We start from the raw sequence: 13,092 nt of genomic DNA, 5'->3' as shown, positions 1-13,092 counted from the left end.
TTATCTTCTTTTAAAAAAGCAATTATTCTTTATAGCAACTTAGGTGGTTAGCATTGTTTTTAAATCTACCGCTTATAATCACCATAAATTATGAAAAAAGTAGCATTTAAAATGCAGTTGCATCAAGGTCAGGTTCAAGAGTACCAAAAAAGACATGATGAATTGTGGCCAGAATTAGCCGATTTGTTAAAAAGTGTAGGAGTAGAGGATTACTCTATTTTTTTTGATGAAGATACACATGCCCTTTTTGGTGTTTTAAAAATTGAAGATCCTAGTCGATTAGACGAACTTCCTCAGCACGCTATTATGCAAAAATGGTGGAAATATATGGGTGATATTATGGATGCAAATCCAGACAATTCGCCAGTGAGTGTTTCACTCAAAGAAGTTTTTTATTTACCTTAAAAATTTATAATTATCATGATATTAGATTCTAACAAAATTGCTGCTCACAATGATGGGCTTTATACTTCTCATAAAAATAAATTAGTTTTTTCTGCTTCTGAAATTGCTGAAACAGAAAATATTATTAAAAAATTAATCGATTTCCAAATCGCAATTCCTTCTTGGGCATTGGGAACTGGAGGAACTCGTTTTGGACGTTTTCCAGGTGGTGGAGAGCCTCGTTCATTAGAAGAAAAAATCGAAGATGTAGGTTTGCTACACGCTTTGAATAATGCTTCTGGAGCTATTTCATTACACATTCCATGGGATACAGCAACTGATTATAATGCTATTAAATTTTTGGCAGCACAACACAATTTGAAATTTGATGCAGTTAACTCTAATACATTTCAAGACCAAGCGAATAGTGAGTACTCTTATAAATTTGGTTCATTACAAAATGTAAACAAAGCAATCCGTAAACAAGCGGTTCAACACAATATCGACGTAATTCAACAAGGTGTTGAGTTAGGTTCTGAGTCATTGACTGTTTGGTTAGCTGATGGATCTTGCTTTCCAGGACAATTGAATTTCCGTAAAGCTTACGAAAATACATTAGAAAGTTTACAAGAAATTTATGCTGCATTGCCTGCTGACTGGAAATTATTCTTAGAATACAAATGTGCTGAGCCTAATTTCTACTCTACTACAGTTGCTGATTGGGGACAATCTTATTCTTATGTGAAAAAATTAGGAGATAAAGCAAAAACTTTAGTTGATTTAGGTCACCACCTTCCAAATGCTAATATTGAGCAAATTGTTTCTTTATTATTAATGGAAGATAAATTAGGAGGTTTCCACTTCAATGATTCTAAATACGGAGATGACGATTTAACTGCTGGTGCATTAAAACCTTACCAATTATTCTTAATCTTCAACGAATTAGTAGAAGGAATGGATGCCAGAGGAATGAACCATGCAACTGACTTAGGTTGGATGATTGATGCTTCTCATAACGTAAAAGATCCAATGGAAGATTTATTACAATCTGTTGAAGCTATTATGATTGCTTATGCTCAGGCACTTTCTGTTGACAGAAAAGCGTTAGAAATTGCTCAAAATGAAAATGATGTTGTTAAAGCTCAGGAAATTTTACAAAATGCTTTCCGTACTGATGTTCGTGCATTAGTAGCTGAAGCTCGTTTGCGTTCAGGTGCTGCGTTGAATCCAGTTGGATTATATCGCCAGTTAGCTGTACGTGATGCTTTAATTGGAGAAAGAGGATTGAAAACTGTAGCAACAGGATTATAAAAAACAACATTAAATGAATGCAGTAGCCATTTTCGATATTGGAAAAACAAATAAAAAAGCCTTTCTATTTAATGAAAGCTATCAAATTGTTTGGGAAAACTCAGTAAATCTTCCTGAAACAGTTGATGAAGATGGATTTCCTTGCGAAGATATTGTAGCACTAAAAGACTGGTTTTTGGGATGTTGGGAAGAGATGAAATCTCAAACACAATACAATTTAAAAGCAGTGAATTTTAGTACTTATGGTGCCAGTTTTGTGTACGTAGACGAAGAAGGAAATCCTTTAACGCCTTTGTACAATTATCTAAGACCCTATCCTGAAAAGCTTAAAAATAAATTTTATTCTAAATACCAAGGAGAAGAAGTTTTCGCAGTGAAAACTGCTTCTCCGGTTTTAGGAAGTTTGAATTCCGGAATGCAAATTTACCGATTGAAAAAAGAAAACCCTGAGGTTTTTGATAAGGTAAAATACTGTTTGCATTTGCCACAATACATGAGTTTTCTTTTAACTAAACAAGGTTTTACAGATATCACAAGTATTGGTTGTCACACTAATCTTTGGAATTTCAATAAAATGAAATACCACAAATGGATTAGAAAGCAAAATATAGATGAAAAACTGCCACCAATTCATGATTCTGAAGATGCTATAACCATCGAGAATGATATTGCAGTTGGAATTGGGTTGCATGATAGTTCTTCGGCTTTGATTCCTTATATTATCAATTTTGAAGATCCATTTGTATTGTTGTCAACTGGAACTTGGGTTATTACTATGAATCCGTTTAATGATAAAAAGCTTACCTTTGAGGAATTGCAAAATGATTGCTTGTGCTTTTTACATTATAAAGGAAAACCGGTAAAAGCTTCTCGTTTGTTTGCAGGAAATGAGCATGAAATTCAGTCAGTAAAATTGGCAACACATTTTAATGCTCCTTTAGATTCTTACAAACACGTGCTTTACGATAAAGATATTATTACTAAGTTAAGAGCTAAATTCAAACAATATACTAAGGAAGATAGTACGATTCTAAAAGATTGTCCTTTCAACCAAAGAGATTTATCTGATTTTGAAAATTATGATGAAGGGTACCATCAGTTAATGTTGGATTTAATTGCTCAACAAATTGTTTCGACTAAATTAGTAATTTATAATAGTCCGGTAAAGAAAGTTTTTGTTGATGGAGGTTTCAGTAAAAATTCGATTTATATGAACTTGTTAGCGGAAGCTTTCCCTGAAATGGAAGTATATGCTGCATCCATGGCGCAAGCCAGTTCACTAGGAGCTGCCTTAGCCATTCATAAAAATTGGAATACAAAACCAATTCAAAATGATTTAATTGATTTAAAATTTTACAAACATTAATATCTAAATTTGCCTATCATAATTCAATCTTAAAACGAATATTGATAGGCAATTTTAATTAAAGTGTTAAACAATAAACAACAGCATATGAAAGTTGGACTTTTTATACCTTGTTATGTGGATCAATTTTATCCACAAATAGGTATTGCAAGCTTAGAGTTATTACAGAAATTTGGATGTGAAGTAAGTTTTCCAATGGATCAAACTTGCTGTGGACAACCAATGGCTAATAGCGGTTATTCTCATTTAACCGGAGGATGTGATACTAATTTTGTGAATAATTTTTCTGAATTTGATTATGTCGTTTGTCCTTCTGGAAGTTGTACAATGCATGTGAAGGAACACCTTCATTCTAAGGAGAATGAAGCTGCTGCTACACATATTAGAAAGCATGTGTATGAACTAACAGAATTTCTAACCGATATATTAAAAGTAGAATCTATCGAAGGGAATTTTCCTTATAAAGTAGGAATGCACCAAAGTTGTCACGGTCAACGCGGATTACATCTTTCACAAATGAGTGAATTAAATGCGGCTCCTTTTTCTAAACCTGAACAGTTATTGAGTAAGATAAAAGGTTTGGATTTAGTATCCTTAAGCAGAAAAGATGAGTGTTGTGGTTTTGGAGGTACTTTTTGTGTTACCGAAGAAGCCGTTTCTGTGAAAATGGGACTAGACCGTATAGAAGATCACGCAGCACACCAAGTAGATTATATTACCGGTGGAGATATGTCATGCTTAATGCATTTAGAAGGAATTCTAAGAAGACAAAAAAGCAATATTAAAGTAATTCACATTGCAGAAATTTTAAACTCAATATGAAATCGCCACTATTAACAAATTTGTTGAAAACAAATACCGATGAATTAAAGGCGATAACATATATGACAATAAAAAATAAACTTTCACATATATGAAAGAAAATACAATAGATCATAGTCACGCAGCGGCTATTTTTAATAAAGATGTAGAACGTGTAAACTGGCATGATGAAACGCTTTGGTTTGTTCGTTCAAAAAGAGATAAATCAGCTCATGCTATCCCGGAATGGGAAGCACTTCGTGAGACGGCTTCAAATATTAAAAACAATGTACTTTCAAATATTCACGATTATTTAGTCGAATTTGAAGCTAAAGCCAAAGAAAACGGAATTATTATCCATTGGGCTGCTGATGGAGACGAACACAATAAAATAGTACATTCTATCATTGCTAAGCATGGTGTTACCCAAATGGTAAAATCAAAATCAATGCTTACCGAAGAATGTCATTTGAATGAATATTTAGCAGAGAATGGAGTTGAAGTAATTGATTCCGATTTAGGGGAATTTATTGTTCAATTAAGAAAAGAACCACCAAGTCATATCGTATTGCCTGCTATTCACTTAAAAAAGGAAGATGTAAGTGATACTTTTCACGAACACCTTGGAACAGAAAAAGGGAATAACGATCCTCAATATTTAACCGAAGCGGCTCGAAAAGAATTAAGAGATACTTTCTTAACTAGAAAAGTAGCACTTACAGGAGTGAATTTTGCAGTTGCTGAAACGGGTGAATTTGTGGTGTGTACCAATGAAGGAAATGCCGACATGGGGGCGCATCTTGCTGACGTTCACATTGCTTGTATGGGATTTGAGAAATTAATTCCGCAACGCAAACATTTGAGTGTTTTTCTTCGTTTATTGGCTCGAAGTGCTACAGGACAACCTATTACTACTTTCTCAAGTCATTTTAAAAAGCCAAGAGATGGTCAGGAAATGCACATTGTGATTGTTGATAATGGCAGAAGTACGCAATTAGGACGTGAAGAGTTTAGAAACTCTCTAAAATGTATTCGTTGTGGGGCTTGTATGAACACTTGTCCGGTTTACAGAAGAAGTGGTGGACACAGTTATCATAATGCGGTTGCAGGTCCTATTGGTTCTATTTTGGCACCAAACTTAGACATGAAAAAGAATGCCGATTTGCCTTTTGCAAGTACGCTATGTGGTTCTTGTACTAATGTATGTCCGGTAAAGATTGATATTCACGACCAGTTGTATAAATGGCGTCAGGTTTTAGTTAAGGAAGGTTATACGCCAAGTTCTAAAACAATGGCCATGAAAGGAATGTCGGCTGTCTTAGCTAATCCAACCGTTTTTAAAATTGCAGGAAAAGCAGGTCGATTTGTAATGAAGAATTTGCCTTTTATGGTAAACAACAATCTTAATGCTTGGTACAAGCAAAGAGAAATGCCAGCACCGCCAGAAGAATCATTTAGAGAATGGTATGCTAAAAAAGCAAAAGAATCTAAAGACAAGAAATAATGAGCAGTAGAGATAGTATTTTAAGTAAAATCAAAAACAATCAGCCTACATCAGTGAGCGAATTGCCTAGTCTTAGTTTTTTAGGATTAGACAAAATTGATGTAATTCAAACCTATAAAACAGTACTAAAAGGTATTGGTGGATTTTGTGAAGAAGTGAGTAGTTTAGACGAAGTCAAAGCCTACATTGCTACGCATTATCCAGCAGATAAAAGAAAGATTACTACCATTCCGGAATTAGCTGATATTGCTGAAACCGAATGGACAAATGATGACCCACATAGTTTACAAAATGTAGAATTAGCTATTATAAAAGCACATTTTGGTGTTGCTGAAAACTCAGGACTTTGGGTAACCGATGCTATTTTAGGACAAAGAGTTTCTCCTTTTATTCCGCAGTATTTAACTATCATTGTCAATAAAAAAGATATTTTAGCTACAATGCATCAGGCTTATGAGCGCATTGGTGATTTAGATTATGGTTTTGGTACTTTTATAGCAGGACCTTCTAAAACTGCCGATATTGAGCAATCATTAGTTCTTGGAGCTCATGGAGCAAGAGGATTGACCGTTTTTTTGATGGAATAGTTTATTCTTAGATTGTCTAGTCCTAAAAAAATCGCTTCGTGTTTTATCGAAGCGATTTTTTTGTTTTAGTTGTAACGCAAAGATTCTCAAAGTAAACCGCAAAGGAACTCAAAGAAATATTTACAAAAGAGAGAGAAAAGAGAATCTTTTAAATCTTTAAAAAAAAAGCTCTGTGAAACTTTGTGTTTTCTTAGCGAAACTTTGTGTAATCATTATTGCGTAATAATTTTTACTATTCTTTTATTTTTTCTAAAGAAACAGCATTAATGCAAAACCGCAAACCACTAGGTTCTGGTCCATCAGGAAAAACATGACCCAAATGCGCATCGCAAATATTACAAACACATTCGATGCGAATCATTCCATAACTTACATCTTTATTGTAAGCCACATTTTCAATAACTATAGGCTGCGTAAAGGATGGCCAACCCGTTCCACTTTGAAATTTAGTTGTAGAATCAAAAAGGGGAGTTTTACAACATTTGCAGGCATATTTTCCGGCTTCAAAAAGATTGCAGAGTTCTGAACTATGCGCTCTTTCTGTTCCTTTTTGACGAGTTACATAAAATTCTTCATCGCTCAATTCTAATTTCCATTCCTGTTCTGTTTTTTCTACTCTTTTTGGTGGAGTAGGATTCCCATGTGTGGCAAATTTTATAAGATCGTTCCAGTTTAGCATAGTTTTTTTATTTAAGATATACAGCTACAAATTTGGACATCGGAGCCATTCGGGCTTTGTTTAATTGTAAGGTATCGTTTTTTACTGTGTAATTATCTACAGTTTCTAATACGTTTAAAAATTCGTTTTCAACGGTAGGTTTCATGCAAGCCATTTTGGTAGAACCTATTTTTGAAAATGAAATTCGGTTAACATTGGCCTGAAGTTCATACGTTCCAAAAAAAGAATTGCAGCCGCCATTTCCAGTCACTCTATTATCAGCTGATTTCAAAATTAGATGCGGTTCTTTAGAAGCAAAATTTTCAGCAGTTACTTTTTGACCTCTGATTTCAATTAATTTCCAATATTTTTCTACAATATCAGAAGGTTTATCGGCAATTGTTTTTTTGCTACTGCTGCATGAAAAGGATTGTAAAACAACGAAGAATAGACTAATTTTAGTAAAATAGTTTTTCATTTTCAATTTTTAAGTGGAGATTCTATTTTGGAATAAATTTTCAGTAATACAAGCCGAAAATATAATTTCCAGTCTTTACCGCTTTTACAAATATAAAAAAGCATTTACTCAATCATTGTTTATAATTTCCTAATTTTTCAATAGCGTTTCAAATTTAAACGGCTAGGATTATTTGGCTATATTTGGTTCTTCATAAATAAGTAAATATGAGATTGAAGCATTTATTTAAAGCAAAATTAAATTGGACTTCAGTTCCAAAAGAAACGATTCCTAATTCAAAAAAATACAGTAAAACACACCAAATTGCCATTGATGGAAAAGCATTATTAGATGTTTCGGCTGCCAAAGCGTTCAAAGGAGATCCCGGTTTATACAATCCCGAGGATTTGTTGTTGAGTAGCGTGGTTTCTTGTCACATGATGTCGTATTTGTATGCGTGTTCACAAAATGGTATAACGGTGGTTACATATCAGGATGACGCTGAGGCAACGCTAGAAGTTTCAGAAAATGGCTCTGGACGTTTTATAGAAGTTCGATTATTTCCTAAAGTAATTATCCAAGAAAAAGAAAAAATCTCCCAAGCTTTAAGCCTGCACACAAAAGCAAACGAACTTTGTTTTATTGCGAATTCCTGTAATTTTCCAATTTTGCATTTTCCTAGTTGTGAAGGAGAATAGCTGAAATAAGTTAATTATGTAAAGAGAGTAGTGGTATTTTATAAAAGTATAAGAGGCTGCCTTTTCGGACAGCCTCTTATACTTTTATAATTATATATCTATCTAATTATCTGGTAGTGTTTCACTAACTGTGTAAGTTGAAAAGTTCCTCGTAATTCTCATTAAATTCAATTTTACCATTTTTCTGGTTTTCTAGCATAATTAATGATTTTAAATTTTTAGATATTTAAGAGCTATTTCATAACTAACCCAATGTACATGGGTTCAACTATATATTAAGTTTTTAAAACAAAGTATTTAACAAACTTAATGCCTATTTAAAGAGGGGAGACTTCTTTTTAGATAGTTCTATTTTATAACTCATTCAAAAAATCTTTAGCTGAAGTAGTTTTTAACTCTCCTTTTTTAAACAGTTGGATTTCTTCCAGCCCAGTTTTAATATTTTCCAAACACTATTATTAGTGTTCAATAAATTTAATTCATTTTATTAAAACTTTAAAATATAAAATAAAACCAATTTAATAATTATCAAATCCTAACCATCGTTGTTTTTTGTTTTTATCAATTGTAAACACATGTTCTTCTTTACCATTTGTATTATCTTTTAACCACAATAGAGAATTAGCTGGTGTACTATAATAAAGAACTGTATCCTTGGCAACTTGACTGCCTAAAGTTTTCCATTGCCTGTCCCAATAAAACAACTCATATTCATCTCCTATATTTATATGGTTACTATCATTTCTTGCCTGAAAACCAACAGAATGAATAAGCGTAGGCTTCTTAAATTTTAGTCCTAGTGTAAAATCTCTACCTCCAGAGTACGAACCAGGGTCGTCATCAAAAGCACCATCTTCCCATTTCAAAATTGCATTATTTTCTTTTACAACTTCTCCTTTCAATTCTTTTCCATTAGCACCATAAAAAGCCAACTTAACCAAAAAAGATTCTTTTTTATTGGAATAATAACGAACATACCTGAATTTTTCCTGCTGCTTTACTAGTATCTTTTTTAAATGGGTGCTGTTAAAATTTGATATGCGATATAACGTTTTTGCATTACGGAAATTTTGATTATCAGCTCCCTGAATTAGATTATCATTCAGACTTGTCATCCAATCCAATTTTGTTTTAGTTCTCGCGGTAGTTAATCCATATTTTCGAACTAATGGAGCTGAATCCAAAATAGATTTGGAAGGTCTGAAAAATTGAATTTTTTTAGTGCTATCTATAAAAAATGGATAATTAATCGGCATAATCGTGTTTTCTTCTTGAATGCCCGCCAAGTATAGCACATTAACCCCTACGTTATTAAATGTATTGTTTTCATCTTTGTTTTTACCATAGGAAACAGCTGCCCATTGACTATTTCTATCAAAAACATATAATACAGGTTGAGAATGAGGTGCATTTAGAATATTATTAATAGTAATATTTACCGTTGGAACATATTCTGCTGTCACATCTTTTGCAAATGGTGAAAACGTATAGTCTTTTTGAAAACCATAAGTTACCCTATTTACTTTTGGAATACTTTCTCCCAAATATTCCTCTCTTACATCACCTTTTCTGGATACATCCGTAGAATACTCTTCTTCTCCATATTTAACATAGATCCAGGAGTGTCCCATGGAATAATGATTCCCCCAATGAGATATCATGTCCTTGGCACTAATTATTCCCAAAGATCTAAATACATTCACTAAATAATTTACTCCATCATCGCATATCCCCATTCTGGATTTTTCAATTTGGCTAATGCTTAATGGAATGGGATAATGTTCTCTCATTTGCCCTACAACTGTAAACCTAAATTCGGATTTGATGGAATCCACGGCCGAACGTAAAGAAGCCCCATTTTTGAGGTATTTATAAACCCATGCATACTTTTTGGCCAATTTTTCACGGACATCTACCTCAATAGGTTCATCGCTATCCTTATAAGGTAAAATATAGTTGCAAAAATCATCAAAGGAAGATTTCTTGTTCTTTGGAATTTTATTCCAGGCCTCAAATGATAATTCAATGTTTTTGATTAAATATTTAGAGGTAACACCCTTGACATCCGGAATTAATTCGGATTTTCTCAAACTGATCTTTTTTGATACCGAATCTAACATTTTTTCAAAAATGCCACGACGCAATCCATCCATGGGATAGTTGCTTATGCTGTCAAAAGCATCCTCAAATCCTGTAACGGACTTATGTGAATAATGATTGGACATATTTTCAACAAGGAATAATGCGGCTTTATACTTAAGACTGTCAGCGGGATTGGTCTCGTAAAAATTGAAGACTTTTTCCAACTCTTGTTTATTCTCTCCCGCTTCATCCAATGCTCTAATCGTGCCATTTGAATATTTATTACAGGAAACCAAAACTAGTGCGACAATACACAAATAAGCTGCTTTTTTCATATTATTAAATTTTAATCAGTGTTGTCCGATTATTTAAACTCGGAATTAAGTGCGCCAAAGTACAAAATTAGAGTTATTGTAAGTAATTTTTTTCTGATATTTTTAAAAATTCTTTTTTTTCTATTGAGAAAACTAAATTCCTTTAATAAACAGCTGTGAACTTACTGAGTTTTAAAAAATTAGTATTAAAATAATTTTAGTTAATTAATTAAAAATCAATTGATTAAAAAAATATTTGTAAAAAAATACATTATTTCAGTACAGTTCAGAACAGTTGCTTCGTAATTAATTCATAGGTTTGGAATATTATAAAATTCTTACAATACAAAGGATAATTTAATACTAATCAGTAAGTTCAAACAATGCTAAAAACGGCTATTCTATTGTCAAATATATCAAGGGTTTTTCTTGTACTTATACTGTTTTCACTTTTTTTGATGCTGCCCCAGATTAATATCCAAGAATATGTGTTATCCACTATTACAAGTAAGTTTATTTACTTTATTTACGCCTGCATCGCCCTGCTTGGCTTTTATATTCTTCATGTTGTTAGTGACCAAAAAAAACAGTACTCCTTTTCTAAATTAGACCTCGCTCTTTTTGCGCTGTTAAGTTATATCACTATAAATCGATATTTCATTCCATCTCATTATAGCTTTTCTATTCGTTATATGGAATTATTGGGACTAAGCTTCCTGTATGTTGTTTTGCGAAATATTGCTGCCAAAAATTATTATTGGTTACTATTATCTGTGATTATTTCTGGAATCATGCAAGCGGTGTATGGGAACTTACAGTTATTGGGTTATTATCCCTCCAACCATTCCGGATTTAAAATGACGGGCAGTTTTTTTAACCCGGGACCTTATGCCGGTTTTTTGATCAGTGTTTGGGCTGTTGCTTTGGGGATGTATTTGTTTAAAGATAGCATAACAACTCAAGTGCAATCACAAACAAAAAACAATACTCCGTTTTTTAACGAATTCATAAAATACACTTTTGAGTACATTCCGTTGCTGGGACTCATTAGTATAGCCATAGTACTTCCCGCGTTACAATCCAGGGCTTCTTGGATTGCTGTCCTAGTGAGCAGCGTAGTTGTAGTGGAATTAAGATACCATTTTTTAGGTAGGTTGTTTGAAAAAGTAACTGCCAAACTCCAAAAAACAGCTCTAATACTACTCGCTATCGGGATTATAAGCACTGGGCTTATTAGTATCTATCACTATAAAAAGGCATCCTCGGATGGGCGTGCCTTTATTTGGAAAGTAACCACCGAAATGATTGCAGACGCTCCTGTTTTTGGCGTGGGGTTTGACCTTTTCAAGACACATTATATGGAGTATCAAGCCCAATACTTCCAAAAAAACGGTGAAACGTCAGAAGCAATAGTAGCTGACAACACCTATTATGCTTTCAATGAAGGATTACAGTTTGTGGCAGAAAACGGCTTGTTGGGATTATTGTTTCTAATGATTGTAGTGTATGTTATATCTAAAACAAAAGTAAAAGAGGGGCATCAACTCAATTCTTTTAAAGCCAAAACGGGACTTTTGACTATTGGGGTTTTTGCCTGCTTTTCCTATCCTATGCAAATCCTCCCTATAAAATTAGTTCTAGTGGTTTTACTTGCTATGCTGTCAAATAGTACTGCCGATACCTTTCAGCTTAAAATCCTCACCCCTAGCCCATCTCTAAGGGAGAGGGGAACTAGTAGAACAATTGTCAATAGTGTTTTGTATAAATTAACAATTGTTCTACTGGCTTGCGCTGGTATATACCAAATCTTTACTTACACAAAAGATTTAAGTCAAGGATTTATTACTTGGAACAATGCTTTAATCAGCTATCAATACGGAGATTATAAAGGGGCAGTTCTTGATTTTGAATTGGCGTATCCTATTTTCAAAAAGGATGGGGATTTCTTGATGAATTATGGCAAAACACTGGCTATGGCAGGAGAACCTCATAAAGCCATTGTAGTATTAGAACAAGCCAAACATTATCAAAACAATACCGTTATAGCAACCGCCTTGGGTGATAGTTATAAAGTTACGAAACAATATGACAAAGCGGAAGCCAACTACCAACAGGCAATAAACATGACACCCGGCAAGTTTTACGCCAACTACTTATTGGCAAAACTATACGATGATTCCGGCCAAGAATATAAAGCAGTGGCCATGGCCAAGAAACTAATGAATAAAGAAATAAAAATTCCCTCTACGGCCATTAAAGAAATACAGGGAGAAATGAAAAACATCCTCGCAAAATATAAAAACCCTCCGGGGTTTTAAAAACTAAAAAACTCTCACATTAATTAATTATAAAAAAGTAGCCTATGATATAGACCACAACCCCAGAGGAAGAATTTATAAACAAAGTAACTTTATAATTTCGTACAACTGCTTTCGTGTAAGCAATTGTAATGTTCAGCAAAAGTAGCATTCCTATACCACTTTGCAAAAAAACAATAAGTTTATAAAGGGTTAATAGCCCTTAATAACAATTTAAATTATAAAAATTATGAAAAAAATAATAGGCGTTTTAGGTGTTGCAGTAATTGCTGTAGCAATGTTTTTTAGTGCAAATGCTGTGAATAGTTCTGTTGCAGATTTAAATTTAAACAGTTTAATAAATTTGAATGTAGCACATGCTGAAGGGGAAACTACTCCAACTTGCGATACATGGTGTCATCCAAGTCCCGGGTATTGGTGCAGATTGACAAACAAAGTTACTGGCCAAGTAATTCAGTGTGATGATTATTTTGTAAATCCCTAATTAAATTTATTGAGTTAGTCATTTAGTTTCTGTATTTTTATGTCTTTAAAAACAGTCGTTATGGAAGTATTTGAAGGACAAAGCATACTAAACTTTATAAAAGAATTGCCAAATGATGAAGCTTGCAA

General features: G+C 33.4%; 12 protein-coding genes. 9 read left to right on the top strand and 3 right to left on the bottom strand.

The window, feature by feature from the left end:
• Nucleotides 1-90 precede the first annotated feature (90 nt).
• The 6 genes from rhaM (at nt 91) to GTZ96_RS09640 (ending at nt 5,953) form a co-directional block, all read left to right on the top strand.
• On the top strand, nt 91-405 hold the full coding sequence (rhaM, locus tag GTZ96_RS09665; RefSeq protein WP_161643547.1) for an L-rhamnose mutarotase: 315 nt from the start codon (nt 91-93) through the stop codon (nt 403-405).
• Between the two features lie 15 nt (nt 406-420).
• Nucleotides 421-1,695 (top strand): TIM barrel protein, encoded by a 1,275-nt coding sequence (locus tag GTZ96_RS09660; RefSeq protein WP_161643545.1) that lies wholly within the window; start codon nt 421-423, stop codon nt 1,693-1,695.
• Nucleotides 1,696-1,708: 13 nt separating this feature from the next.
• Nucleotides 1,709-3,061 carry an FGGY-family carbohydrate kinase gene (locus GTZ96_RS09655; RefSeq protein ID WP_161643543.1) on the top strand — a complete coding sequence of 451 codons (1,353 nt, stop codon included), beginning with the start codon at nt 1,709-1,711 and terminating at the stop codon, nt 3,059-3,061.
• Nucleotides 3,062-3,148: 87 nt separating this feature from the next.
• Nucleotides 3,149-3,883, top strand: a complete 735-nt coding sequence (locus tag GTZ96_RS09650) for a (Fe-S)-binding protein (protein ID WP_161643540.1) — start codon at nt 3,149-3,151, stop codon at nt 3,881-3,883.
• A gap of 91 nt (nt 3,884-3,974) precedes the next feature.
• A complete protein-coding gene (locus tag GTZ96_RS09645; protein ID WP_161643538.1) occupies nt 3,975-5,366 on the top strand; it encodes a lactate utilization protein B in 1,392 nt (463 codons plus the stop codon).
• A complete protein-coding gene (locus GTZ96_RS09640; protein ID WP_161643536.1) occupies nt 5,366-5,953 on the top strand; it encodes a LutC/YkgG family protein in 588 nt (195 codons plus the stop codon). The genes GTZ96_RS09645 and GTZ96_RS09640 overlap by 1 nt, the downstream gene beginning before the upstream one ends.
• 232 nt (nt 5,954-6,185) lie before the next feature.
• Here the strand turns inward: GTZ96_RS09640 and msrB are convergent, their stop codons facing one another.
• Together msrB and GTZ96_RS09630 are read right to left on the bottom strand one after the other, a co-directional pair.
• The gene (msrB, locus tag GTZ96_RS09635) at nt 6,186-6,632 is read right to left on the bottom strand and encodes a peptide-methionine (R)-S-oxide reductase MsrB (RefSeq protein WP_161643534.1); all 447 of its coding nucleotides are present in this window, start codon (nt 6,630-6,632) and stop codon (nt 6,186-6,188) included.
• A gap of 7 nt (nt 6,633-6,639) precedes the next feature.
• The gene (locus tag GTZ96_RS09630) at nt 6,640-7,089 is read right to left on the bottom strand and encodes an META domain-containing protein (protein ID WP_161643532.1); all 450 of its coding nucleotides are present in this window, start codon (nt 7,087-7,089) and stop codon (nt 6,640-6,642) included.
• 206 nt (nt 7,090-7,295) lie between these two features.
• Between GTZ96_RS09630 and GTZ96_RS09625 the strand changes: the two genes are divergently transcribed.
• Nucleotides 7,296-7,766 carry an OsmC family protein gene (locus GTZ96_RS09625; RefSeq protein WP_161643530.1) on the top strand — a complete coding sequence of 157 codons (471 nt, stop codon included), beginning with the start codon at nt 7,296-7,298 and terminating at the stop codon, nt 7,764-7,766.
• 518 nt (nt 7,767-8,284) lie between these two features.
• Here the strand turns inward: GTZ96_RS09625 and GTZ96_RS09620 are convergent.
• Complete coding sequence (locus GTZ96_RS09620) at nt 8,285-10,183, bottom strand: hypothetical protein (RefSeq protein WP_161643528.1); 1,899 nt, start codon at nt 10,181-10,183, stop codon at nt 8,285-8,287.
• A gap of 671 nt (nt 10,184-10,854) precedes the next feature.
• Between GTZ96_RS09620 and GTZ96_RS09615 the strand changes: the two genes are divergently transcribed.
• Together GTZ96_RS09615 and GTZ96_RS09610 are read left to right on the top strand one after the other, a co-directional pair.
• Nucleotides 10,855-12,480, top strand: coding sequence for an O-antigen ligase family protein (locus tag GTZ96_RS09615; protein WP_181033169.1), 1,626 nt, complete (start codon nt 10,855-10,857; stop codon nt 12,478-12,480).
• Nucleotides 12,481-12,709: 229 nt separating this feature from the next.
• Nucleotides 12,710-12,964, top strand: a complete 255-nt coding sequence (locus GTZ96_RS09610) for a hypothetical protein (RefSeq protein ID WP_161643524.1) — start codon at nt 12,710-12,712, stop codon at nt 12,962-12,964.
• Nucleotides 12,965-13,092 lie beyond the last annotated feature (128 nt).

This window comes from Flavobacterium undicola, from assembly GCF_009909155.2.
Lineage (GTDB): Bacteria > Bacteroidota > Bacteroidia > Flavobacteriales > Flavobacteriaceae > Flavobacterium > Flavobacterium undicola.
This window is presented reverse-complemented; position numbering and strand designations above follow the sequence as displayed.